The sequence below is a fragment of the Streptomyces caelestis genome, from assembly GCF_001279005.1.
In the GTDB taxonomy this organism is placed as follows: Bacteria; Actinomycetota; Actinomycetes; order Streptomycetales; family Streptomycetaceae; genus Streptomyces; species Streptomyces heliomycini.
Genome location: NZ_LGCN01000002.1, coordinates 149460 through 174188, shown reverse-complemented (window position 1 = coordinate 174188; position 24729 = coordinate 149460). Strand labels below are relative to the sequence as shown.

General features: G+C 70.8%; 23 protein-coding genes. 2 read left to right on the top strand and 21 right to left on the bottom strand.

Annotated features, from left to right (window positions below; translation table 11 throughout):
• Positions 1 to 399: 399 nt before the first annotated feature.
• From ADK41_RS02280 to ADK41_RS02225, 12 genes are all read right to left on the bottom strand, one after another.
• Positions 400 to 3258 (bottom strand): DEAD/DEAH box helicase, encoded by a 2859-nt coding sequence (locus ADK41_RS02280; RefSeq protein WP_030835688.1) that lies wholly within the window; start codon positions 3256 to 3258, stop codon positions 400 to 402.
• Between the two features lie 39 nt (positions 3259 to 3297).
• Entirely contained in the window at positions 3298 to 4188 is an 891-nt protein-coding gene (locus ADK41_RS02275) for a diacylglycerol kinase (protein WP_030835691.1), read from the bottom strand.
• A 31-nt stretch (positions 4189 to 4219) separates the two neighbouring features.
• The gene (gene tatC, locus ADK41_RS02270) at positions 4220 to 5089 is read right to left on the bottom strand and encodes a twin-arginine translocase subunit TatC (protein ID WP_051843600.1); all 870 of its coding nucleotides are present in this window, start codon (positions 5087 to 5089) and stop codon (positions 4220 to 4222) included.
• A 92-nt stretch (positions 5090 to 5181) separates the two neighbouring features.
• The gene (gene tatA / locus ADK41_RS02265) at positions 5182 to 5463 is read right to left on the bottom strand and encodes a Sec-independent protein translocase subunit TatA (RefSeq protein WP_030835697.1); all 282 of its coding nucleotides are present in this window, start codon (positions 5461 to 5463) and stop codon (positions 5182 to 5184) included.
• A 609-nt stretch (positions 5464 to 6072) separates the two neighbouring features.
• Positions 6073 to 6267 carry a hypothetical protein gene (locus tag ADK41_RS02260; protein WP_030835700.1) on the bottom strand — a complete coding sequence of 65 codons (195 nt, stop codon included), beginning with the start codon at positions 6265 to 6267 and terminating at the stop codon, positions 6073 to 6075.
• Between the two features lie 10 nt (positions 6268 to 6277).
• Complete coding sequence (locus ADK41_RS02255) at positions 6278 to 6571, bottom strand: hypothetical protein (protein ID WP_030835703.1); 294 nt, start codon at positions 6569 to 6571, stop codon at positions 6278 to 6280.
• On the bottom strand, positions 6568 to 7608 hold the full coding sequence (locus ADK41_RS02250; protein WP_078662193.1) for a helix-turn-helix transcriptional regulator: 1041 nt from the start codon (positions 7606 to 7608) through the stop codon (positions 6568 to 6570). The genes ADK41_RS02255 and ADK41_RS02250 overlap by 4 nt, the downstream gene beginning before the upstream one ends.
• 18 nt (positions 7609 to 7626) lie before the next feature.
• Positions 7627 to 8580, bottom strand: a complete 954-nt coding sequence (locus ADK41_RS02245; RefSeq protein WP_030835710.1) for a helix-turn-helix transcriptional regulator — start codon at positions 8578 to 8580, stop codon at positions 7627 to 7629.
• Positions 8581 to 8703: 123 nt separating this feature from the next.
• Positions 8704 to 9075: an FKBP-type peptidyl-prolyl cis-trans isomerase gene (locus ADK41_RS02240; RefSeq protein ID WP_030835713.1), complete on the bottom strand. Its 372-nt coding sequence runs from the start codon at positions 9073 to 9075 to the stop codon at positions 8704 to 8706.
• 61 nt (positions 9076 to 9136) lie between these two features.
• The gene (locus tag ADK41_RS02235) at positions 9137 to 10138 is read right to left on the bottom strand and encodes an FKBP-type peptidyl-prolyl cis-trans isomerase (protein ID WP_030835715.1); all 1002 of its coding nucleotides are present in this window, start codon (positions 10136 to 10138) and stop codon (positions 9137 to 9139) included.
• 138 nt (positions 10139 to 10276) lie between these two features.
• Complete coding sequence (pafA, locus tag ADK41_RS02230) at positions 10277 to 11638, bottom strand: Pup--protein ligase (protein WP_030835718.1); 1362 nt, start codon at positions 11636 to 11638, stop codon at positions 10277 to 10279.
• 9 nt (positions 11639 to 11647) lie between these two features.
• On the bottom strand, positions 11648 to 12907 hold the full coding sequence (locus ADK41_RS02225) for an MFS transporter (RefSeq protein ID WP_030835721.1): 1260 nt from the start codon (positions 12905 to 12907) through the stop codon (positions 11648 to 11650).
• 94 nt (positions 12908 to 13001) lie between these two features.
• On the opposite strand from ADK41_RS02225, the gene ADK41_RS02220 reads away from it, so the two are divergent.
• Entirely contained in the window at positions 13002 to 14024 is a 1023-nt protein-coding gene (locus ADK41_RS02220) for a LacI family DNA-binding transcriptional regulator (RefSeq protein ID WP_030835724.1), read from the top strand.
• 634 nt (positions 14025 to 14658) lie between these two features.
• Here the strand turns inward: ADK41_RS02220 and prcA are convergent.
• The 6 genes from prcA to arc all read right to left on the bottom strand — a co-directional run bounded on the left by prcA (position 14659) and on the right by arc (position 20810).
• Positions 14659 to 15411: a proteasome subunit alpha gene (gene prcA, locus ADK41_RS02215; RefSeq protein ID WP_030825917.1), complete on the bottom strand. Its 753-nt coding sequence runs from the start codon at positions 15409 to 15411 to the stop codon at positions 14659 to 14661.
• Between the two features lie 65 nt (positions 15412 to 15476).
• Complete coding sequence (gene prcB / locus ADK41_RS02210; protein ID WP_037804120.1) at positions 15477 to 16322, bottom strand: proteasome subunit beta; 846 nt, start codon at positions 16320 to 16322, stop codon at positions 15477 to 15479.
• Positions 16274 to 16507: an endonuclease VII domain-containing protein gene (locus ADK41_RS44155; RefSeq protein ID WP_420706760.1), complete on the bottom strand. Its 234-nt coding sequence runs from the start codon at positions 16505 to 16507 to the stop codon at positions 16274 to 16276. Before ADK41_RS44155 ends, prcB begins: the two co-directional genes overlap by 49 nt.
• A 397-nt stretch (positions 16508 to 16904) precedes the next feature.
• Positions 16905 to 17123 (bottom strand): ubiquitin-like protein Pup, encoded by a 219-nt coding sequence (locus ADK41_RS02205; protein WP_030825909.1) that lies wholly within the window; start codon positions 17121 to 17123, stop codon positions 16905 to 16907.
• Between the two features lie 177 nt (positions 17124 to 17300).
• Positions 17301 to 18812, bottom strand: a complete 1512-nt coding sequence (dop, locus tag ADK41_RS02200) for a depupylase/deamidase Dop (protein WP_348538598.1) — start codon at positions 18810 to 18812, stop codon at positions 17301 to 17303.
• Between the two features lie 231 nt (positions 18813 to 19043).
• Positions 19044 to 20810 (bottom strand): proteasome ATPase, encoded by a 1767-nt coding sequence (gene arc, locus ADK41_RS02195; protein ID WP_030825903.1) that lies wholly within the window; start codon positions 20808 to 20810, stop codon positions 19044 to 19046.
• Positions 20811 to 21055: 245 nt separating this feature from the next.
• Between arc and ADK41_RS02190 the strand changes: the two genes are divergently transcribed.
• Entirely contained in the window at positions 21056 to 21361 is a 306-nt protein-coding gene (locus tag ADK41_RS02190) for a ferredoxin (protein ID WP_030825898.1), read from the top strand.
• Between the two features lie 79 nt (positions 21362 to 21440).
• Here the strand turns inward: ADK41_RS02190 and ADK41_RS02185 are convergent, their stop codons facing one another.
• The 3 genes from ADK41_RS02185 to ADK41_RS02175 all read right to left on the bottom strand — a co-directional run bounded on the left by ADK41_RS02185 (position 21441) and on the right by ADK41_RS02175 (position 24649).
• Entirely contained in the window at positions 21441 to 22019 is a 579-nt protein-coding gene (locus ADK41_RS02185; RefSeq protein WP_030825895.1) for a hypothetical protein, read from the bottom strand.
• Between the two features lie 237 nt (positions 22020 to 22256).
• Positions 22257 to 23159, bottom strand: a complete 903-nt coding sequence (locus ADK41_RS02180) for a tRNA (adenine-N1)-methyltransferase (protein WP_004933426.1) — start codon at positions 23157 to 23159, stop codon at positions 22257 to 22259.
• Positions 23160 to 23218: 59 nt separating this feature from the next.
• Entirely contained in the window at positions 23219 to 24649 is a 1431-nt protein-coding gene (locus ADK41_RS02175; protein ID WP_030825888.1) for a site-2 protease family protein, read from the bottom strand.
• Between the last annotated feature and the right edge of the window lie 80 nt (positions 24650 to 24729).

Here is a 24729-nt window from a genome sequence, read left to right as displayed (position 1 = left end):
CGGACACTCGCCATGTGAGCCCTCGGAAACGAATCGGCTGACGGTCGGAAAACGTGCACATAGGGGAACAAGCGCACGAATTCATCTCAACCCGGTGCGCTGCGGGCGAGCTTAGTCCGGCAGGATCATCGCCATGTCATATTCGGCAAGCGCCGGAAACGGCTCCCGGGACAGGAGTACGCTCAGGTCGTTTACACACCGTGCGATTGTTGGAACACGTTGAGTCAGCGCGAACGGACGTACGAAAACCACTCACCGTCACGGGTGAGGAAGGCCCCGGGCCTCATGCTCCTGCCCGCGGACCCGGGCGGTGACGCCCCTCGGTGAGGGCGTACGGAAGGCGGGAGCCCGGCGCGCACGGGGCGCACCGGGCTCCTCGGGGGTGACGGGCCGGGCGGTTCAGCCCACGGACGAGTAGGCGACCACGCCGCGCAGCAGTCCGTCGACCGCCCTGCGGGCGTTCTTGGCGACCGTCGAGCCCTCGGCGGACGGCGCGGCGGCCGATATCTGCCCCAGTACGTCGATGACCTGCTTGCACCAGCGCACGAAGTCGCCGGCCGGCATCTCCGCCTCGCGCAGCACCTCGTCCAAACCCTTGCCCGACGCCCACATGTAGGCGGCCCAGGCGAAGCCGAGGTCGGGCTCGCGCTGGCCCACGCCCTCCGTCTGGCTGATCCGGAAGTCCTCCTCCAGGGCGTCCAGCCGCCCCCAGATGCGGACCATCTCGCCGAGCGCCGCCTTCGCCCCGCCCGAGGGCAGCTTGGGCGCCATCGCGTCGTCGGAGACCCGGGCCTCGTACACCAACGCCGACACGCACGCGGCGAGTTCGGCGGGGGTGAGCCCCTCCCAGACGCCTTCGCGCAGGCATTCGCTGGCCAGCAGGTCGAGTTCGCCGTACAGCCGGGCCAGCCGCTTGCCGTGCTCGGTGACCTCGTCGCCGCGCAGGTAGTCCATCTCGGTCAGCAGCGCGACGATCCGGTCGAAGGTGCGGGCGATGGTGTTCGTCCGGCCCTCGATGCGGCGCTCCAGCTGCGAGGTGTCCCGCAGCAACCGGTGGTAGCGCTCGGCCCAGCGGGCGTGGTCCTCCCGGTCCTGGCAGCCGTGGCACGGGTGCGCCCGCAGCGCCTTGCGCAGCCGCGCGATCTCCCGGTCGTCGGCCGCCTGGGAGCGCTGCTTGCGGTGCCGCTCCGGCGCGATGTGCCCGGCCTTGGTGCGCAGCGCGGAGGCGAGGTCCCGGCGGGACTGCGGGGAGCGCGGGTTGAAGGACTTCGGGATCCGCATCCGCTCCAGCGCCTCGACCGGCACCGGGAAGTCGATCGACGCCAGCCGCTTGACCTGTCGCTCGGCGGTCAGCACCAGCGGGCGCGGACCGTCGTGGTGGTCGAAGCCGCGGTGGCCGTTGGACCGCCCCGCGGACAGGCCGGGGTCGAGGACCAGCGCCAGTCCCGCGTACTTGCCGGTGGGCACGTGGATGATGTCACCGGGTTTGAGCTTCTCCAGCGCGACGGCGGCCTCCGCGCGGCGCTGCACCGCGCCCTGCCGGGCCAGCTCGTTCTCCCGGTCCTTCAGCTCGCGGCGCAGCCGCGCGTACTCCTCGAAGTCACCGAGGTGGCAGGTCATGGAGGCCTTGTAGCCCTCGAGTCCCTCCTCGTTGCGCTGCACCTGCCGGGAGATGCCCACGACCGACTTGTCCGCCTGGAACTGCGCGAAGGACGTCTCGAGCAGTTCGCGCGAGCGGTGCCGGCCGAACTGCTCGACCAGGTTGACCGCCATGTTGTACGACGGCTTGAAGCTGGAGCGCAGCGGGTACGTGCGCGTGCCGGCCAGTCCCGCGAGGTGCTCGGGGTTCATGCCGCGCTGCCACAGCACGACCGCGTGGCCCTCGACGTCGATGCCGCGCCGGCCGGCCCGGCCGGTCAGCTGGGTGTACTCGCCGGGGGTGATGTCGGCGTGCTGCTCGCCGTTCCACTTGACGAGCTTCTCCAGGACCACCGAGCGGGCGGGCATGTTGATGCCGAGCGCGAGGGTCTCGGTCGCGAACACGGCCTTGACCAGACCGCGCACGAACAGCTCCTCGACGACCTCCTTGAACGTCGGCAGCATGCCCGCGTGATGGGCGGCGATGCCGCGCTCCAGGCCTTCCAGCCACTCGTAGTAGCCCAGGACGTGCAGGTCCTCGGCCGGGATGGAGGAGGTGCGCTCCTCGACCAGGGCGCGGACCTTCGCCCGCGCCTCCTCGTCGTTGAGCCGGAGCCCGGCGTGCAGGCACTGCTGGACGGCGGCCTCGCAGGCGGCGCGGCTGAAGATGAAGGTGATGGCGGGCAACAGGCCCTCGGAGTCGAGCCGCTCGATGACCTCCGGCCGGCTCGGCGTCCACACGCGCGAGCGCTGTCTGCGCTCCCGCTCCCGGTCCGCCTCGCGCATGCCGTTGCGTCCCCGTCGGCGGTCGCCCCAGGAGGGACGGCTCGCTTCCAGGCGTGCCATGCGCGTGAGGTCCGGGTTGACGGCCTTCTTCTGCCCTTCACCCTCCTCGAACAGGTCGTAGATCCGGCGCCCTGCGAGCACGTGCTGGAACAGCGGCACGGGCCGGTGCTCGGAGACGATCACCTGGGTGTCGCCGCGGACGGTGTCCAGCCAGTCGCCGAACTCCTCCGCGTTCGACACCGTCGCCGACAGGGACACCAGGGTCACCGACTCGGGGAGGTGGATGATCACTTCCTCCCAGACGGCGCCGCGGAAGCGGTCGGAGAGGTAGTGCACCTCGTCCATCACCACGTGGCCGAGACCGAGCAGGGTCTGCGACCCGGCGTACAGCATGTTCCGCAGCACCTCGGTGGTCATCACGACCACCGGTGCGTCGGAGTTCACGCTGTTGTCGCCGGTGAGCAGGCCCACCCTGTCCGCGCCGTAGCGGCGGCACAGGTCGGCGTACTTCTGGTTCGACAGCGCCTTGATGGGCGTCGTGTAGAAGCACTTCCTGCCCTGCTGGAGGGCGAGGTGGACGGCGAACTCGCCCACGATCGTCTTGCCGGAGCCGGTGGGCGCGGCCACCAGCACGCCCTTCCCCGCCTCGAGCGCCTGGCAGGCCTCGATCTGGAAGGGGTCGAGGCCGAAGTCGTACATCTCGCGGAAGGAGGCGAGCGCGGTGGCCTGCTCGGCAGCGCGCCTGCGTGCTGCCGCGTACCGCTCGGCCGGTGAGAGATCCTCTGTCATCGTGCTTTCGAGCGTACCGGGCCGCACCGACAACAGGACGATCATTATCCGTAACCGTCCCGGCGGGCAGCGGGGCCGCCCGGTTCAGGGACCGACGACCCGCAGGGCGCCCGGCACGCACCGCGCGGTCAGCGGCAGCGGGCCCACCGGCTCCCCGTCCGCGTAGCCGGTGACCCCCTCGGCGACCAGCTCCACGCTCGCCGCCCGCAGCACGGTGATCGCGGGGTGGTCGACGTGCGTTCCCCGGTACACCCCCGGGAACACCCGCAGCAGCGTGGCCCGGCTGCACTCGCCGACCACCGTGATGTCGAACAGCCCGTCGGTGAGGTCCGCGCCGGGGCATATCCGCATGCCGCCGCCGTACGACGGCCCGTTCCCGACGGCCACCAGCGTCGCCTCGACCTCACGGACCTCGCCGCCGTCGAGGGTGATCCGGTAGGGCAGCGGCCGGAAGGCGGCCAGCTCCGCGACCATCGCGACGTCGTACTTCAGGCGCCCGAGGGGCAGCCGCATCCGGTTGCCGCGGTCGTTGACCCGGGAGTCGAAGCCGGAGGCGAGCACGGCGCCGAACCAGCGGTCGCCGACCCGGCCGAGGTCGATGTCGCGGACCCGGCCGCACTTGAGGGCGTCGGCGATCATCCGGCCGGCCGCGGCCGGTTCCCGCAGGGGCATGCCGAGTGCGCGGGCGAAGTCGTTGCCGGTTCCGGCGGCGACCAGGCCGAAGGGGGTGCCGGTGCCGACGACGGCCTGCAGGGCGAGGTTCGCCATGCCGTCGCCGCCGACGGCGATCAGGGCGCCGGCGCCCTCCTCGACGGCGGCGCGCGCCCGGGCCAGGGCGTCCTGGGGATCGTCGCCGAGCACGGTGCGCACCGAGAAGCCGGCGTCCCGCAACGCGGAAGCGGCCGGGCGCGCCGCGCGGGCGCCCCGGCCGCGGCCCGCGGTGGGGTTGACGAAGAGGGCGATCTCGCTGGTCACGGGGATGACCCTATGAGCTGCGGGGCGGTCCTCAGGTCACGTCGTCATAACCGTTGACCCGGTCCTTGCCCGTCTGCTCGGGCAGGGCGGCCACGGGCTCCGCGGAGTCGATGGACTCGGGGGTGAGGTCCAGCTCGGACGCCTCGTCGTCGGCGGGGCCCTCGGCCTCCTTACGGGCGCGCCGTTTGTCGTTGAGCAGCGAGATCGCCACAGCGACGAAGTAGAGGACGATGATCGGTCCGGAGAGCGCGATCATCCCCACCGGGTCGGTGGTGGGCGTGGCGACCGCGCCGAAGATGAAGACGCCCATGACGACACCGCGCCACCAGCCGATCATGCGACGGCCGGAGACGATGCCGACCAGGTTCAGCATGACGAGCAGCAGGGGAAGCTCGAAGGCCAGGCCGAAGACCAGCACCATTCTGATGGTGAAGTCGAGGACCTCGTCGAGCGAGAGGATGTTGGCCGATCCCCCGGGCGTGAGGCTGAGCAGCACCTTGATGCTGACGGGGAGGATGACGTACGACAGGTAGGCGCCGCCGACGAACAACGGAACCGCGGCCGAGACGAAGTAATAGGTGTACTTCTTCTCGTGCTTGTGCAGCCCGGGGGCGATGAAGGCCCAGAGCTGGTAGAGCCACACCGGGCTGGAGACGATCAGGCCGGCCATGAGGCTCACCTTGATCGTCGTGGTGAACGGCGACGTCAGAGTGTTGAAGGAGACGATGGCGCAGTTGCCGCCGTCGCTGTTCGCCAGGTCCTCGCATTTCGGCACCGGCTCCGCGAGGAACTGCATGAGCTGCTCGCTGTAGAACGCGGCCACGATCATCACCACGACGATCGCGAGTACCGCCTTGGCGAGCCGGTTGCGCAGCTCACGCAGGTGTTCCACGAGGGGCATGCGCCCCTCTGGATCCCTCTCCTGTTTGCGGGCAGACTTGAGCAACCCACGTTCCCATCTCGTGCGGCGGGCCGGAGATCACCGGCCCTGCGTCAGCGCTTGGTCGTGTCCGTCGGCTCGGTGACCGGGCGGGAGCTGGTCACGTCACCGGGGGCCGCCTGGATGGTGCGCTGCGCCGGGGGCTGCTCGCCGGGGGTCGGCGGGTCGGCAGGGGCGGAGGACTTGTTCTCGTCCTTCATCGCCTTGGCCTCGCTCTTGAGGATGCGCGCGGACTTGCCGAGCGACCGCGCCATGTCCGGAAGCTTCTTCGCGCCGAACAGCAGGATGATGACGACGAGGATCAGAATGATCTCGGTGGGTCCGAGCCGTCCCATAAGTCTTTACCTTCTCACCGAGGCGGTTGGGTGGGTGGCTGTCCGACCGGTCGGACAGGCGTCCGAACGACGGTACTGGCAGCGATCGTAACGCTCAGGGGTAAACGTCCGGCAATCCCCGTGCGTACTCCCGTCCGCGGCCCGGGCCTCGTTCTCCGGGCCGCGATCAGCAGCGTACCCGCCGGAACCCGCGGGGTGACAGGGCGGACCGGAGGCGACCGGCACCACCCCCTCGTTCCGCGCCTCGAACCCGCACGTCCGGGCCCCGTCCGGCTGCCGCCCATCGACTGCGACACGGATCACCCGGTGCCGCGGAGGCGCCACGCCCTCGCGGCACCGGGAGCGCGAGGGACCGCGTGGCTCCAGCCGCCCACCCAGGGGGACCGGCGTGCAGCCGTCGGCGCCACGCCGGGTCACGGCGCTTCGGCGGTCGGGGGCGCCGAGCCGGGGCGGATCCCGCTCGCCCGCACGTGTGAGGCCCTCTCGGAGCGGGAGGTGCCTCCCGGGACCCTGGAGGCATTGGGAGCCACGACTGCCTCCGGGGCGGGACGGCCCACCGGCGCCGGGCCGGGCGGCGGGACGCCCGGAGATACCGCGGGGCCGGGGCGGTCAGAGGGATCCGGCGGAGCGGGTCGCGGCGGCCGCCGCCTGCTCCAGCTCCTCCGCGGCGCGGCCGATGCGGCGGGCCGAGTCCGTGACCTGCCTGCCGAGCCGTTCCGCCTCGACGAAGACCCGGACGGCGAGCACCCCCAGCACCAGCAGACCCAGGAACCCCACGGCAACCGCGAACATCGGCCAGAACATGAGGGCGAGCCTAGACGGTCGAGTGCAGCCGCAGCGTCCGGACCCCGCCGCCGGTCAGCAGCTCCACGATCCGCTCCCCCGCCGGCTTGCGGACGGCCGCCCCGCACTCGGGGCAGGTGAAGGAGTAGAAGGTGGTGCGGCTGCTGGCGCCGATGGCCAGGCGCAGCGCGCTCGCGGCGAGCTCGAAGCGCTCCCGGCAGTCCGGGCAGCCCGCCCGGAACATCACCGGGGCCACGCTCCTCATCCCCGCGAACGCGGACGCCGCCGTCATGGTCCGCGCACCGGACGTCGCCGACTCGCTCAAAGCCCTCGCTCCTGCCTGTCGTCCTGTCCGTGCGGCTCTGTCCGTCCGGCCGCCTCGACCCCGTCGTACGCCGCCAGCGCCTCGCGGGCCGCCCGCCGGGCGCTGTCGGCCAGCCCGGTCGGCTCGACGATGCGGCCGTCGCGGCCGAGCCGCAGCGCCAGCCGTCTGAGCGAGGCCGGGTCGGGCGTGCGCAGGGTGATGCGCAGCCCGCCGTCGGGAAGCTCGTCCGCGCTGTCGTGCGGGTAGTACTCGGCGACCCAGCGACCGCCCGGTCCGACCTCGACCACCACCTCGGGGTCCTCGGCCGCGGGCTGCACCAGCGCCTCCGACAGGTCCCGCAGCTCGACCTCGGGCGGCGCGGACGGCTCGTCGAGGATGCGGATCTCGGCGACCCGGTCGAGCCGGAAAGTGCGGCGCGCCTCGGAGCGCCGGCACCAGGCCTCGACGTACGTGTGCCCGACGCTGACCAGCCGGATGGGGTCGATCTCCCGCTCGGTGACCTCGTCGCGCGCGGGCGAGTAGTAGCGGATCCACAGTCTGCGGCGCTCGGCGATGGCCCGGTCGACGTCCGCGAAGACGCCGCCCTCGGACTCGAAGGTCACCGACAGCCGGGAACTGGCGCCGGCCGCCTCGCCGGCCGCGGTCTCCACCTTCGCGGTGGCCCGCAGCAGCGCCTGCCGGTCGCCCTCGCGCAGTCCGGGCAGCGTGGCCACGGCGCGGGCGGCGACCAGCAGCGCGGTGGCCTCGTCGGCGGCGAGCCGCAGCGGCTCGGCCGCCTCCGCGCCGAGGGCGGCCGGGTTGTGCCACCAGATGCGCTCGCCGTCGGTGTCGATGTCCAGCAGATCGCCGCCGCGGAAGCTGGTGCCGCACATCGGCAGCACGTCGAGGTCGGAGACCAGCTCGTCCTCGGTGATTCCGAAGGCGCGCGCCACGTCCTCGATCCGGGCGCCGGGGCGCTCCCGCAGATACGTCACCAGGGACAGCATCCGCCGGGTCTGGTCGATGGCGTTCACGGGCCTGACCGGTTTGCCTGCCACGTTCTTGTCCGCTCCCCCTCAGCCCTTGGCCACGGCACGCAGCCGGTCCACCACGTCGGCCCGCAGCTCGGCGGGTTCCAGGACCACCACGTCCGGTCCGAACTCCACCAGCCAGGCGTCCAGGCCGTGCCCGTACGGAATCTCCAACTCGTCCCAGCCGTCACCGAGTTCCCGCACCACCGTGGCCTTCGCCCGAAGGGGGTAACCGGCGTCGGAGCGCAGCCGGATCCGCGCCGAGCGGTCGGCGGTCTCCCCCGCCCAGCTCGCCACGGTCTCCCGCACGGTGACGACGTCCGGCACCGGGACCGTGAACCGGCCGCCGCGCGAGCGCACCTTCCCGGTGATCCGGGAGAGCCGGAAGACCCGCTCGGCGCCCCGGTCGCGGTCCCAGCCGGCCAGGTACCAGTGGCCGCGCCAGCACTCCAGCGCCCACGGTTCGACGTGCCGCTGCCCGGGCTGGGCGGCGTTGGCCTTGCGGTAGTCGAAGACGACCGGCCGACGGTCGCGACAGGCCAGCATCAGCGGCTCGAACGCCGCCTCGTGCACCGGGATGCGCGGCTCCAGCGCGCCATGGGCTCCGTACGGGTCGACGTCCTCGGGGAGGCCGGCCGCGCGCAGCTTCTGCAGGGCGCCGCTGGCCGCTCCGGCGAGCCGGGCCTGCTGCCACACCTTGGCGGCGAGCCCGAGGGCGGCGGCCTCCTCGGCGTCGAGGGTGATGGGCGGCAGCCGGTTGCTGTCGCGGCGGGCGAGGTAACCGACCTCGCCGTCGAGGTTCTCCACGGTCTCGATCACCAGTCCGAGCTCGCGCAGATCGTCCTTGTCGCGCTCGAACATACGGTTGAAGGAGTCGTCCGAGCCCGCTTCGAGGTACGCCTCGATGGACTCGCGCAGCTCACGCTTGCTGAGTGGCCGCCGCGTCCCGAGCAGACACAGCGCCAGATTCATCAGCCGCTCGGCCTTGGCAATGGCCATCGACCCGCTTCGCCTCCCTATGGTGCTTACGACCGACGACCGTACCGCCCCGAGGTGGCGCGGTAAAAGCCGAGGGCCCACGCCCGGACAGGCATGGGCCCCGGATGATCGGCTCCGGTCGGATCAGACGCCGAGCAGGTCGACCACGAAGATCAGGGTCTCACCGGGCTTGATCGCCGGGGTGGGGCTCTGGTTGCCGTAGGCGAGGTGGGCGGGGATGGTCAGCTGACGGCGGCCGCCGACCTTCATGCCCTGCACGCCCTGGTCCCAGCCCTTGATGACCCGGCCGCCGCCCAGCGGGAAGCGGAAGGGGGTGCCGCGGTTCCAGCTGGCGTCGAACTCCTCGCCCGTGCTGAAGGCCACGCCGACGTAGTGCACGGTGACGGTCTGGCCCGCCTGCGCCACCTCGCCGTCGCCCTCCCAGATGTCCTTGATCTCGAGGTCCGCCGGGGGCTCGCCGCCCGGGAAGTCGATCTCGGGCTTGTCGATGCTCACGTCTAACGCTCCTGCTTGTCTGCGGAAAGGCGAACACGCACAGTCTTACATCCTCACGGCGTCACAGCTTCGCGAGGATGTCCACCGAGAAGACCAGGGTCGAGTCCTTCTTGATGCCGCTGCCCTCCGGCGGATTGTCCCCGTAGCCCAGCTCCGGCGGGATGACGATGAGGACCCGGCTGCCGACCTTCTTGCCGGTCAGCCCCTGCGCCCAGCCCTTGACGACCTGCTGCAGCGAGAACGACGTCAGCTGGCCCCGGCCGTACGTGGAGTCGAACTCCTTGCCGCCGTCCCACAGCACCCCCTTGTACTGCACCAGGACGCTGTTCTCGGCGCCGACCTCCTCGCCGTCGCCCTCGATGACGTAGCTCGACACGAGCTTCTTCGGGGCGTCCGCGTCCGGCACCTCGATGGCGGGGGCCTTGCCGTCGGTGTTGGTGCCGACCTCGGGCAGGGCCTTGTCGTCCTGGGCCACCTCGGTGCCCTTGGCGGAGCTCTTGGCGTTGAACGCGTCCTGCACGTCGACCACGAACACCAGCGTGTCGGTGCCCTTGATCCCCGCCTGCTCGTTGCCCTGCTCGCCGTACCCCCACGTGGGCGGGACGGCCATCTGGACGCGGCTGCCGGTCTTCTTGCCGGTCAGCGCGTACCGCCAGCCGTCGATGATGGCGCCCTGGGCGAGCTGGATGGCCAGCGGGCTCTTGCGGTCGTAGGAGTTGTCGAACACCTTCGCGGTACTCCACACCTGGCCCAGGTAGTGGGCGACGATGAAGTCGTTCTCCGCCACCGTCTTGCCGCCGCCCGCGATGACCGTCTTGACCGCGAGGTCCTTGGAGGGGTCCCCGCTGCCCTTGGCGACCGTGGGCTTCTCACCGAACTCCGTGCCCGCCGTGATCGCCGGCAACGGCCCGTCGACGATCTTCGGCGGGGGCGCCGCGGACGTCCGGGGCGCCGAGGGCGACGCGCTGTCGCTGGCCTTGCCCGAGTCGGACTTGTCGTCGCCGCACGCGGCGAGGGTGGCCAGTCCAGCGGGAACGGCAATGAGAAGTGAGCGTCGGCGCACGGTGGGGGCCTCGTAATCATCGATCTTGTGGATGGCGTCCGCGCAACTCTACGGCGTGAGAAGGGCGCCGCACGGTGTAACGTACGGCGCCCGTGTGACGTTCCGGGAATTTTGGGATCCCCCGGTGGAACGTGCCACTCACATTCCGGCGATCAGCTTCTCCACCCGTTCGTCCACCGAGCGGAACGGGTCCTTGCACAACACCGTGCGCTGGGCCTGGTCGTTGAGCTTGAGGTGCACCCAGTCGACGGTGAAGTCGCGGCGCTGTTCCTGGGCCCGCCGGATGAAGTCGCCCCGCAGCCGGGCCCGAGTCGTCTGCGGCGGAACGGACTTGCCCTCGAAGATCTTCAAATCGTTGCAGATCCGGGCCGCTTGCCCCTTTTTCTCCAGCAGGTAGTACAGGCCCCGCCGACGGTGGATGTCGTGGTAGGCGAGGTCTATCTGCGCGACCCTCGGGTGCGACATCGTCATGTTGTGCTTGGCCCGGTACCGCTCGAGGAGCTTGTACTTCATGACCCAGTCGATCTCGGTCCCGATGCGGTCGAGGTCCTCGGACTCGATCGAGTCCAGCGTACGGCCCCACAGCTCCAGCACCTGCTCGATGGTGCCGGTGCGGATGCCCCGGCGCTCGCAGAAGTCCAGCGCCTTCTCGTAGTACTCGCGCTGCACCTCCAGCGCGGAGGCCTCCCGGCCGCTGGCCAGGCGCACCTTGCGCCGCCCCGTGATGTCGTGGCTGACCTCGCGGATCGCCCGGATCGGGTTCTCCAGGGTGAGGTCGCGCATCACGGTGCCCGCCTCGATCATGCGCAGCACCAGGTCGGTGGCGCCGACCTTGAGCAGCATGGTCGTCTCGGACATGTTCGAGTCGCCCACGATGACGTGCAGCCGGCGGTAGCGCTCGGCGTCCGCGTGCGGCTCGTCGCGCGTGTTGATGATGGGCCTCGAACGGGTCGTCGCCGAGGAGACGCCCTCCCAGATGTGCTCGGCGCGCTGGCTGACGCAGTACACCGCCCCGCGCGGCGTCTGCAGCACCTTGCCGGCCCCGCAGAGCAGCTGGCGGGTGACCAGGAACGGGATGAGGATGTCCGCCAGCCGGGAGAACTCCCCGTGCCGGGCCACCAGATAATTCTCGTGGCAGCCGTAGGAGTTGCCGGCGGAGTCGGTGTTGTTCTTGAAGAGGTAGACGTCGCCCGCGATTCCCTCCTCGTGCAGGCGTCGTTCGGCGTCCACCAGGAGCCCTTCGAGAATGCGCTCGCCGGCCTTGTCGTGGGTGACCAGCTCGGTCACGTTGTCACATTCCGGCGTTGCGTATTCCGGATGTGATCCCACGTCGAGATAGAGGCGGGCGCCGTTCCGCAGAAAGACATTGCTGCTGCGGCCCCATGACACGACACGGCGGAAGAGGTACCGCGCCACCTCGTCAGGCGACAGGCGGCGCTGTCCCCTGAACGTGCACGTGACGCCGTACTCGTTCTCCAGCCCGAAAATGCGGCGGTCCATGAGGGAACATTACGCCCGATCACCCGACCTGAAACGAGGTTCGACGGCACGATTTGGATCATTTTCCGAACGAGCCGCGACCACCGCCCTTCCGGCGGGAACCGCCATTACCCGTCCCGTGGCGATCAAAACCAGCAGCGACACGCCGCCCGCGGCCCCCGGCACGGCGAATCCCCACAGCGCCCCGCCCGCCTCGACCACCGGGCCGGTGAGGCCCGTTCCGACCGACGCGCCGACGGTGAAGGTGGTCACCAGCCAGGAGAACGCCTCCGTGACCGTGCCGCGCGGCGCGTGCCGGTCGACCAGCACGAAGGCGCAGGCGATGGCCGGGGCGAGGAAGAGACCGGCGACCACGGTGAGCAACGTCATGGCCACAGCATCCGGCATCAGCATCAGCGGCAGATAACACACCGCCAGAAGGGCCACCAGCACACGCAGTCGCCGCGCGGGCTCACCGCTCCACTGCCGCGCGCCGTACACCGCCCCGCCGATCAGGGCGCCCAGCCCGATCCCCGCCATCAGCCAGCCGTACACATGCTCCCCGCCGTGCCCGTCCGCGTACGTCGCGGCCGCCACGGTAATGGACCCCAGCGCCATCCCCACGGTCAGGAAGGCGCCCAGCAGCGCGAGCAGCCCCGGCGAGCGCAGCGCGCCCAGCCAGTGCGCCTCGCGCGGCGCCGACCGCCAGGCACGCGAGGGCGGCGAGACGACCACGGAGAGGGCCCCCAGCACACCGATGACGTTCAGCACGAGCAGCGCGGCCTGCGCCGACCACAACGAGGTGCACACCGTCACCAGCAGCGGCCCGACGGTGAACATGACCTCCTGGGCCACCGCGTCCATGGCGTAGGCCCGGTGGACATGACCCTCCTCGGGCAGCACGGACGACCACAGGGCGCGCAGCCCGCCCTCCAGGGGCGGGGTGAAGAGCCCCGCCGCGGCCACCGCGCCGTAGGCCACCGCGAGCGACCCGGTCCCCGCGAAGGCGAACAACGCCATCGCCAGCGCCGACAGCACGGCGGCCGGCAACTGCACCCGCGGCTGCCCGCGCAGATCCACCAGCCGCCCCAGCACCGGCTGCCCCACGGCGTTGGCGACGCCGTACACCGCCGCCAGGGCGCCGGCCAGGCTGTACGTACCGCCCTCCGCGCGCACGAACAGCACGATCGCGATGGGGGCGGCCGCGTTGGGCAGCCGTCCCACGAGCGTGCCCACGAGCAGCCGGGCGGCGTGCCGCGCCCGGAGGATCTCCAGGTATCCCGTGGCCATCCCGGCCCCTCCACTGGAAGTTTTACGTATAACGAAGAGCTCCATACGTACCATGGCCGCTGTTCACCAGTCCAGACGAAGGAGCCGCCCGACGATGCCCCGAGCCGGCACCCGCCCCACCAGCCGGGACGTCGCCCGGGCCGCCGGCGTCTCACAGGCCGCGGTCTCCCTGGTCCTCGGCGACAAGTGGCGCGGCCGGGTGTCCGAGGCCACGGCGGAACGCGTCCGCGAGGCCGCGCGCACCCTGGGCTACCGCCCCAACCTGGCCGCCCGCAACCTCCGCCTGGGCCGCACCCGCACGGTCCTCCTGGTCGTCCCCGCCCTCACCACGGAATTCTTCGCCGGCGTCTACACCGGGGCCGCCCGGGTGGCCTCCCGGCACGGCTTCGGCGTGGTCCTCTACCCCTCCCCCGAGGGCATCGGCCCCGCCCGCGACCCCTTCGCGTCCGCGCAGGCCGCCCTGGACGGCGTCATCGCCTCCTCCATGGCCGCGGAGGCCCTCACCGCGATCCGCGGCGACCAGCTGCCGCTGGTGATGCTGGACAGCGACCCCGAGGGCAGTGTGGGCGCGGCCACGGTCAACCTCGACATCGCCGACGGCGTCCGCCAGGTCACGGACCACCTGCTCGGCCTGGGCCACCGGCACTTCCTCCACCTGGCGGCGGACGTGGCGTCCTGGACCTTCGAGGTACGCGCGCGGGAACTGGCGGCACGGCTGCGGGAGGTTCCGGGCACCTCGTTGCGCACCGTGCGGGCGCCCATCTCGATCAAGGGCGCGGAGGCCTCGGCGGAGGCCGCGCTCTCCGGGGCGCCGGCACCTCGTCCGACCGCCGTGATCTGCGACGACGACCAGCTGGCGGCCGGCGCCTACAAGACGGCGCGGCGGCTGGGGCTACGGGTCCCGGAGGAGCTGTCCGTCACCGGAGTGGACGACCTGGCGCTGGCGACGGCGATCGATCCGGAGCTGACGACCGTCCGGCTGGACGCGGAGCTGTTCGGGGAGCGGGGGATGCAGGCGCTGCTGGCGGTCCTGGAGGGACGCGTGCCCTCGGCGGGCGACATCCCGGTCGAGCTGGTGGTACGGGGCTCCACGGCCCCGGCGCGTTCCCCGCGCTGACGGCTTGCAGCCGGCCGGGGGATTCGCGCGGCCCGGTACTCACGGGGTGCCGTCGCCTCGGTGCTCACCGGGGGGGCCGCGCACCCTGGCGCTTGCGGAGCGCCCCGCGCGAGTGTGGGCCAGAGGGTGTTCGCGCAACCCGGCGCTTATGGGGGTGCCTCCCCCACTCTCGGCTTCGCTCGAGCGGGGGACCCCCATGAGCGGGAGGGTACCCCCATCGCCCACCCGTGCCGCCCTGGGGGCACCTCCCAGACCCTTAAGGCACTGGGGGAGGCACGACTGCCCGCGACTGACGCGGCATGCGACTGCCCGCGGGAACGGCTGACGCGGCATGCGACTGCTGGCGGGAACGGCGGCGTGGAATGCCCGCGGAAGGCGGGGAAGACGGCAGGTGGCCGGGTACGGCGGGAAGGGGACGGGGCGGGGGTGGCCGCGTACGGCGCGGAGGGGACGGGGCGGGGGTGGCCGCCCGCAGTGGCCGGCGCGTCCGCACCCCGCACCCCTTCCCGCAGACGTGATCCGCGCCGGTCCGAGGACGGACACCCCCGACGCGGCCCCACCCCACCCACCGGCATCAGGCGCTACCCGAGCCCTCACCTGACCGCACGATGCGCCGCAGGCACAGCCAGCCGCGCTACTCGACGTCTCCGCCGGAGTCCGCCTCCGCCTCGGAGGCCGTCTCCGCGCCACCGGCTTCCAGCAGACGGGACAACTGACGCCCCCCGATCCGCTTGAACTTCCGCTTCTGCGGACGCGTACGATCCAGCACCGCCACCTCCAGCCGCTCCGCGGGAATCTCCCGCTCACTGCCGTTGGTGTCGCGGGACAACGACTGCACCGCCAGCTTCAGCGCCTCCGCCAGCGTCATCCCGTCCCGGTGCCGCTGATCCAGGTACCCGCTGATCTGCTCCGCGTTGCCCCCCACCGCCACCGAGCCGTGCTCGTCCACGATGGACCCGTCGTGCGGCAGCCGGTAGATCTGGTCGCCCTCCGCGGTCTCCCCGACCTCGGCCACCACCAGTTCCACCTCGTACGGCTTCTCCCCCACGCTCGAGAAGATCGTCCCCAGCGTCTGCGCGTACACGTTCGCCAGGCCCCGGGCCGTCACGTCGTCCCGGTCGTAGGTGTAACCCCGCAGATCGGCGTACCGTACGCCCCCGATCCGCAGATTCTCGTACTCGTTGTACTTACCGGCCGCGGCGAACCCGATCCGGTCGTAGATCTCGCTGAACTTGTGCAGCGCACGGGACGGGTTCTCACCGACGAACACGATCCCGTCGGCGTACTGCAGCACGACAAGGCTGCGGCCACGGGCGATGCCCTTGCGGGCGTACTCCGCCCGGTCCGCCATCGCCTGCTGGGGTGAGACATAGAACGGCGTCGACACCGGTTATCCGTCCCTTTCTGTCGAAGTCACTGGACCACCAAACAACCGAACAACCCGCCCCGCGCCTACAGCAGCGAGGCCCGCGGCCCGTCCGGCTGCTCCAGCCGCCGCTCCAGCACCGACCGGGCGATGACGGACGCCTCGTCCTCGGTGAGCCGGCGGAAGCCGTCGTCGGTGATCACGGTGACGATCGGATAGATCCGGCGGGCGACATCGGGACCACCGGTCGCCGAGTCGTCGTCTGCCGCGTCGTACAGCGCCTGCACCACCAGCGTGGTGGCCTCGGCCTCACTCAGGTCGTCCCGGAACAGCTTCTTCATCGCACCGCGCGCGAAGATCGACCCGGAACCGGTCGCGGCGTACCCGTGCTCCTCCGAACGCCCGCCCGTGACGTCGTAGGAGAAGATCCGCCCCTTCTCCCGGTCCACGTCGTACCCGGCGAACAGCGGAACCACGGCCAGCCCTTGCATGGCCATGCCCAAATTCGAACGGATCATCGTCGACAGCCGGTTCGCCTTGCCCTCCAGCGACAGCTGCGCGCCCTCGACCTTCTCGAAGTGCTCCAGCTCCAGCTGGAACAGCTTCACCATCTCCACGGCCAGCCCCGCCGTACCGGCGATCCCCACCGCCGAGTACTCATCGGCCGGGAACACCTTCTCGATGTCCCGCTGCGCGATGACGTTCCCCATGGTGGCCCGCCGGTCACCGGCGAGCACCACGCCGCCCGGGAACGTGACGGCCACGATCGTCGTCCCGTGCGGGGCCTCGATCACGCCCTTCACGGGCGGCAACGACCTCTTGCCCGGCAGCAGCTCCGGCTGGTGCTCGGAGAGGAAGTCCATGAAGGAGGAGGACCCCGGCGTCAGGAAGGCAGCCGGTAGACGCCCGGTGCTACGAGTGTTGGCTTCCACGAAGTTCCCTCCAAGTAGGCGGCAGCCCGACGAACAGCGTCAGGATCGTCTCCCAACTTGCCGATGGCCGAATTGCAGTTGAAGCACAGTACGCCACGGACCTTACCCGTCTTGTGGCAGTGATCCACGTGTACGGCCGGCGCCTTCGAACAGATCACGCAAAGGCCCATTCGAGAGTCGACCATCGCGTCCCGCCCGGCTTCGGCGAGGCCGTAGTGACGCTTCAGGTGCCGGGCCCGCCCTTCGATGGCCCGGCACGCCTTACAGGCTTTCGACAGACCGTCGGAAGCCGTCCTGTTGCGATCCCACTCGGAGTGCGGCTTGATCTTCTCGCAGCGCCGACAGTACTCATGCCCTTCCGGTGCGGCAGCCCTTGGGCGGGGCTTCCTGCCACAGGCATCCTGACGCTGCCGGCAGTACGCCGCAGAGCACTCCCGGCAGTACGCCTGAAGACCGTCTTTCATCGCCTTGTCACTCGCGAAGGCTGCTCGCGGCTTGGACTGCCTGCACCGCGAGCAGCGCTTCACGCTTCCGGCGGACAACCCCAACTCCTCCGTCGCGGCCTTCGAATCAAAGGAAGAGTCACTCTCCGCCCTTCTGAACGAAGGAACGCACGAAGTCCTCGGCATTAGCCTCCAAGACATCGTCGATCTCGTCCAGAACGTCGTCCACGTCCTCGCTCAGCTTTTCCTGACGCTCCTTGAGGTCCTCCGAAGCCTGCGCTTCCGCCGCCTGCTCCTCGACCTCCTCCGTGGACCGGGTGGCCTTCTGCTGTCCGCCGCCGGTGTCCTTGGTCGCCATCACCCTCACCCCGCTCGGTTCGCCCCACACACTTGCTCGGTCAAGATCAGACCCTACTCGCCGGGTCCGACAACGCCCCCGTGGTTGCTCCAACCTACGGGGACCACCTCGATGATTCCCGGACCCGGCGTTTTCCACCCTGTCCGGCCGGCCCTTCCCGGGTACCCCGGTACCCGCTCAGTTTCCCGACAGCACCCTGACCAGGTCTTCCGCCGTACGGCAGCGGTCCAGGAGCTCCTTGACGTGATTACGCGTTCCGCGAAGCGGTTCCAGGGTTGGGACCCTCTGCAACGAGTCCCGGCCCGGCAGATCGAAGATCACCGAGTCCCAGGAGGCCGCCGCGACGTCGTCCGCGTACTGCTCCAGACAGCGCCCGCGGAAGTACGCCCGGGTGTCCTCCGGAGGCTTCGTACGGGCCCGCTCGACCTCTCCCTCGTCCAGCAGCCGCTTCATCCGTCCCCGGGCCACCAGACGGTTGTAGAGGCCCTTCTCGGGGCGCACGTCGGCGTACTGCAGGTCCACCAGGTGCAGCCGGGCGGCGTCCCAGTCCAGGCCGTCCCTGCGCCGGTAGCCCTCCATGAGCTCCCGCTTGGCGACCCAGTCCAGCTCGCCGGCCAGGCTCATCGGGTCGTTCTCCAGCCGGGTGAGCGTGTCCTCCCAGCGGGCCAGCACATCCTTGGTCTGCTCGTCGGCGTCCGCCCCGAACCGCTCCTCGACGTACTTGCGAGCCAGCTCGTAGTACTCCATCTGGAGCTGCACGGCGGTCAGGGTCCGCCCGCTGCGCAGCGTGACGAGCCGCTTCAGGGTCGGATCGTGCGAGACCTGGTGGAGGGTGCGTACCGGCTGGTCCACCGCCAGGTCCACCGCGATGAACCCGTCCTCGATCATGGACAGGACCAGCGCCGTCGTACCCAGTTTCAGGTACGTCGAGATCTCGGAGAGGTTCGCGTCGCCGATGATCACGTGCAGCCGGCGGTATTTCTCCGCGTCGGCGTGCGGCTCGTCCCGGGTGTTGATGATCGGGCGCTTCAGGGTCGTCTCCAGGCCCACCTCGACCTCGAAGTAGTCCGCCCGCTGACTGAGCTGGAAGCCGTGCTCGTGGCCGTCCTGGCCGATGCCGACGCGGCCGGCGCCGGTGAAGACCTGGCGGGAGACGAAGAACGGGGTCAGGTGGCGCACGATGTCCGAGAAGGGGGTCTCCCGCTTCATCAGGTAGTTCTCGTGCGTGCCGTAGGAAGCGCCCTTGTTGTCGGTGTTGTTCTTGTACAGGTGGATCGGCTGGGCGCCGGGGAGCTGGCCGGCGCGTTCCGCCGCCTCGGCCATGATCCGCTCGCCCGCCTTGTCCCAGAGGACGGCGTCGCGCGGGTTGGTGACCTCGGGGGCGCTGTACTCCGGATGGGCGTGGTCCACGTAGAGCCGTGCGCCGTTGGTGAGGATGACGTTGGCCAGGCCGATGTCCTCGTCGGTGAGCTGGCTGGCGTCGGCGACCTCGCGGGCGAGGTCGAAGCCTCGCGCGTCCCGCAGCGGGTTCTCCTCCTCGAAGTCCCAGCGGGCCCGGCGGGCCCGGTGCATCGCCGCCGCGTAGGCGTTCACGATCTGGGACGAGGTGAGCATGGCATTGGCGTTGGGGTGGCCGGGGACGGAGATGCCGTACTCCGTCTCGATGCCCATTACTCGCCGTACGGTCATGCGGCCCTCCTTGCCCGGCGGCGTCCCCGGTCGGGGGCGCTGCTGTACCGCCGGCGCTCCGGTGCGTGTGCGGTGCCCGTCCCCGCACTGCGCGATTCGGCGGTACGGAAGAGCCTAGAACGCCTTTGTGCTGGTGGGGAGATCATTTGCGTCATTGCTGTGCTCCAGCCGTGGCCCGAAAAGCGGTCGGCTGCGGGTACCCGTCGAGGGCACCCGCAGCCGCCCTGGCTTTTACAGGTACTGACCGGTGTTCGCCACCGTGTCGATGGAGCGTCCGGTGTCCGCGCCCTGCTTTCCGGTGATGAGGGTGCGGATGTAGACGATCCGCTCGCCCTTCTTTCCGGAGATGCGGGCCCAGTCGTCCGGGTTGGTGGTGTTGGGCAGGTCCTCGTTCTCCTTGAACTCGTCCACGCAGGCCTGGAGCAGGTGGGAGACGCGGAGGCCCTTCTGGTTCTTCTCGAGGAAGTCCTTGATCGCCATCTTCTTGGCGCGGCCCACGATGTTCTCGATCATGGCGCCGGAATTGAAGTCCTTGAAGTAGAGGACTTCCTTGTCGCCGTTGGCGTAGGTGACTTCCAGGAAGCGGTTCTCCTCGGATTCGGCGTACATCTGTTCCACCGCGGTCTGGATCATGCTCTGGACCGTCATGGACTTGTCGCCGCCGTGCTCGCCGAGGTCGTCGCCGTGCAGCGGGAGGCGTTCCGTGAGGTACTTGCCGAAGATGTCCTTGGCCGCCTCGGCGTCCGGACGCTCGATCTTGATCTTCACGTCCAGCCGGCCGGGACGCAGGATGGCCGGGTCGATCATGTCCTCGCGGTTGGAGGCGCCGATCACGACCACGTTCTGCAGGCCTTCCACGCCGTCGATCTCGGCGAGCAGCTGCGGGACGATGGTGTTCTCCACGTCCGAGCTGACGCCGGAGCCACGGGTGCGGAAGAGGGATTCCATCTCGTCGAAGAAGACGATGACGGGGGTGCCCTCGCTGGCCTTCTCCCGGGCCCGCTGGAAGACCAGGCGGATCTGCCGCTCGGTCTCGCCGACGTACTTGTTCAGCAGCTCGGGGCCCTTGATGTTGAGGAAGAAGCTCTTGCCGGCGGCCTGGCCGGTGACCTCGGCGACCTTCTTGGCCAGCGAGTTGGCGACGGCCTTGGCGATGAGCGTCTTGCCGCATCCGGGGGGCCCGTAGAGCAGCACGCCCTTGGGCGGTCGCAGTTCGTGCTCCTTGAACAGGTCCGGGTAGAGATAGGGCAGCTCGACCGCGTCGCGGATGGCCTCGATCTGGCCGCCGAGGCCGCCGATCTGCTCGTAGCCGATGTCGGGGACTTCCTCGAGGACGAGTTCCTCGACCTCGCTCTTGGGGACGACCTCGTAGACGTATCCGGAGCGGGGCTCCATGAGCAGGGCGTCGCCGGGGCGGATGGTGACGTCCAGCAGCGGCTCGGCGAGCCGCACCACCCGTTCCTCGTCGGTGTGCCCGAGCACCAGGGCCCGCTCGCCGTCCTCGAGGATCTCCTTGAGGGTGACGATGTCGCCGACGCGCTCGAACTCCATGGCCTCGACCACGTTGAGCGCTTCGTTGAGCATCACTTCCTGGCCGCGCCGGAGCTCGTCGAGCTCGACGCTCGGGCTGACGTTCACCCGCAGCTTGCGGCCGCCGGTGAAGATGTCGGCCGTGCCGTCCTCGTTCGCCATGAGGAAGACCCCGAAGCCGGCCGGGGGCTGTGCGAGCCGGTCGACCTCCTCCTTGAGGGCCACGATCTGGTCTCGGGCCTCGCGGAGCGTGCCGGCGAGTCGTTCGTTCTGGGCGGACACGCCGGCCAGGTTGGTCTGCAGCTCGACGATCCGCTCTTCGAGAATCCTCGTGTGTCGCGGAGAGTCGGCGAGCTTGCGTCGCAGGACGGCGATCTCCTGCTCGAGATAGGCAATCTGCCCGGCCGGGTCGTCGGACCCGCGTCCTGGGCGGATGCCGCGGTTCATGTCGTCGTCGTGGGCTGCCACGGTCCTCACCTCCTCCAAGGGGAGCTGGACGCTTCCAGACCCTACCTGGGCGGGTGTCGATTGAAACCCCTAGATCACAAAGACGGTCGGGGTGTGTCCGATCTTCACCCTTGCGCTCTCCCTCACGCCAGGGGAATACCCACCGAAGATGATTGGAACCCAGGCGGAGGTAGGGTCGAAGTGTTCAACACCCGTCAGAGCTGGCCGGATTCCCGTTCGGTTCGACGCAGGAAACGGCAGGAGACATGAGCGTGCAGCAGGAGGCCGGAGTCGGTGGCGAGGCCCTGGAGGTCTGGATCGACCAGGACCTGTGTACCGGCGACGGCATCTGCGCCCAGTACGCGCCCGAGGTGTTCGAGCTGGACATCGACGGTCTGGCCTATGTGAAGAGCCCGCAGGACGAGTTGCTGCAGGACGAGGGGGCGACCACGCCCGTGCCGCTGCCGCTGCTCACGGACGTGGTCGACTCGGCGAAGGAGTGTCCGGGCGAGTGCATCCACGTCCGGCGGGTTTCGGACGGCGTCGAGGTGTACGGCCCGGACGCCGGGTGACCGGCTCGGCACGGCGCGTCACGTCCGTCCGATTTCTCACACGTGGGTGCGCGCGCTCCGCCGTACGCCCGCGCGCGGGTCACACGCTCCTGGCGCCGGACGGGGCGGACCGCACGAACGCGCCGTTCTCCCACCGCCATTTCACGCTCTCGCGCACATCGGGGCAGCAACTGGGCACGTCGGCGGAGGAGTAGCCGAGGAGTGCGGCGGTGACCTCGCCGTCACGTACGGCGAAGTCGTCGACGTTGGTGCGGTCCCCGGGGTCGACGAGGGTGGCCACCACGCGTGGTTCGGTGCCGTCTGCGGCCGGGGTGAGGACGTACACGCCGTCGGGCGGGGTGCCCATCGGGGCGTCGCAGTGGACCACGGCCACCGTCTCCGGGTGTCCGTCGCCGTCGAGGTCGCCGGACGCCTTCTTCTTCACCACGGCCTTCACCCGGCCGCAGTCGAGGGGGAACTCGGCGGCCGCGGGGTCGGGCGGGGCGATGTGCGCCGGGGCGCTCTTCGTGTGCGGTCCGGGGGTCGGGGCCGCGGTGGCGGCGTCGGGGCCCAGGACCGAGGAGAGGGCCACCACACCGGCGAGGGCCGTGGCGGTGGCGACCCAGTGGATGGGCCGGGTGTGCGTGTGGGCGAGCTCCGGGACGGCGGAAGGCTGCACGAGGAGTGTCTCCTGTGAGGGCTGTGCCGGTGGGGGTGGCCAGCATCGTGCCACACGTCACAGGACGGGGGAAACGGCGGGGGTGTGCGGTTCCGGTGCGGGGGAACCTGGAGGGGCTCCGCGCCCCCGTGCCGTCGGTCGGGTCGTCGGATCAACGTGGAAGCGCCGTGGCGTAGTTCCCGGCGATCGCCGGGAACTACGCCACGGCGCTTGTCCGTTGCGGGGTGGCGGGGCGCCTCAGCGGGCGGCGCCTCCGTCGGCGTTGGGGCCCGCGTAGTCCTCGCCGTAGGCTCCCTTGGCGGGGCGGCGGCGGCGCATGGGCGGCTCGACGCCGTCGGCGAGGCGGCGGGCGGTGAGCAGGAAGCCGGTGTGGCCGATCATCCGGTGGTCCGGGCGGACGGCCAGGCCCTCGATGTGCCAGTTGCGGATCATCGTCTCCCAGGAGGTCGGCTCGTTGAAGCAGCCGATCTCGCGGATGGACTCGACCGTCCGGGCGAGCTGGGTGGTGGTGGCGACGTAGCAGCACAGGATGCCGCCGGGGACGAGTGCCTTGGAGACGGCCTCCAGGCACTCCCAGGGGGCGAGCATGTCGAGGATGACACGGTCGACGTCGGCGTCGGACAGGTTGTCCTGGAGGTCGCCGACGGTGAGCTGCCAGGCGGGGTGCGGGCCGCCGAAGTAACGCTCGACGTTCTGCCGGGCGATGTCGGCGAAGTCCTCGCGGCGCTCGTAGGAGTGCAGCATGCCCTGGTCGCCGATGGCGCGCAGCAGGAAGCTGCTGAGCGAGCCGGAGCCGACTCCGGCCTCGACGACGCGCGCGCCGGGGAAGATGTCGGCGAAGGCGAGGATCTGCCCCGCGTCCTTCGGGTAGACGACGGCCGCCCCGCGGGGCATGGACAGGACGTAGTCGGGGAGCAGGGGGCGCAGCGCGAGATAGGCGACGTTCCCGGTGGTGCGGACAACGCTGCCCTCGGGAGCGCCGATCAGCTCGTCGTGGGGGAAGGAACCCTTGTGGGTGTGGAAGTTCTTCCCGGCCTCGAGCGTGAACGTGTAGTGGCGGCCCTTGGGGTCGGTCAGCTGAACCTGGTCCCCGACCTTGAAGGGCCCGCGCCTGCGGGCGGCACCGGTCGGTTCGGACATGTGAACAGCCTACCCGTCCCGGGAGGGGGCGCCGACCACCGCCGGTGCGGGCGGGGGGCTCAGCTGGGCCGCGCCATCGCCTTCACGAAGGCGCGCTCGACGTCGGCCGCGGACAGGACGCCGTAGATCTCGCCGGTGTCCTCGACCACCAGGTACTCGGTGGCCGGGGTGGCGCGCAGCGCGTCCAGGAGGTCCTCGCCGGCGAGCTCGGCGGAGACGTGCATGCCGTCGGTGAGGTCCTGGGCGAGGGTGCCGACCGGTACCCAGGGGCGGCGGTGCTCGGGTACGCCGACGATGGCGGCCTCGCGGACCAGGGAGAGGGGGACGCCGTCGGGGTCGACGACGACCAGGGCGCGGGCGCCGGCGGTGTTGGCGCGGCGCAGGGCCTCGGAGAGGGGCGTGTCGGTCTCGACGGGCACCGCGCGGCGGGTGAGGTTGCGGGCGCGCAGCTCGGGGAGGTGTTCGCGCAGCCGGGCCATGCGCAGGCTGTTGCCGGCGCCGGTCCAGATGATCGCGGCGAGGATGGCGGCGAGCAGGGCGTCCAGGACGGTGTCCATGCCCACGTTGTCCACGGCCTCGGAGCCGAGGGCGCCGGACTGGGTGAGCAGCGGGAGGCCGATCAGGACGACGACGGCGAGGGCGCGGCCGACCCAGGCGGCGGCGACGGTGCCGGTCATGGGTTTGCCGCTGATCGCCCAGACCACGGCGCGGAGCATGCGGCCGCCGTCCAGGGGGAGGCCGGGCAGGAGGTTGAAGACGGCCACGATGAGGTTGGAGATCATCAGGCCGGCCAGCAGGACGCCGGGGACGCTGCTGGGGTCGACGGCCAGCAGCGCGAGGTAGAAGAGGCCGGACAGGACGAGGGAGAGCAGGGGGCCGACGAAGGCCAGCACGAATTCGCGGCCGGGGGTCTCGGCCTCCTTCTCGATCTCGGAGACGCCGCCGAAGAACTGGAGCTGGATGCGGCGCACCGGGAGTTTGAAGCGGAGGGCGGCGAGGGTGTGGGCGAGCTCGTGGACGAGTACGGAGGCGTAGAAGGCGACCGCGAAGAACAGGGAGACGAGGTAGCTGGCGGCGCCGAGCTCGGGCAGCACCCGGTCGATCTGTCCGCCGAACACCCAGGTGATGAGGATGGCGACGAGGAACCAGCTGGGCGCCACGTACACGGGCACTCCGAACGGGCGCCCCATCAGCAGCCCGCCGCGCTGCTCCTGCGGCCGCTGCGGCGTCGCCGGCCGGCCGGCGCCGGAGCGGGCGGGCGGTCGTCCCCCGCCGTGTACGCCGTCCGGCCCGCCCGCGGACGCGGGGGGCTCGTCGGGCCCGGCGGCCGGCGCCCGGGAGCCGGTGCGGGTGCTGTCGGAGGCGGGCTCGTCCGCGGGACCGTCGGTGGGGCGGCCGGGCTCGGGGGTGGTCGGGGGCTGAGGGCCCGTGTGGTCGGGCGACTCGTCGTTGCCGGGTCGCGGCTGTCCGCGCCCGCCGCTTGCGTCCACCGGTGTCCCCTCGTTCGCTGCGTCTCCCGCGCCTGCCGGGCGGGAGGGTCTCGTGTCGATGGTATGCGGCCTGCGGCGCG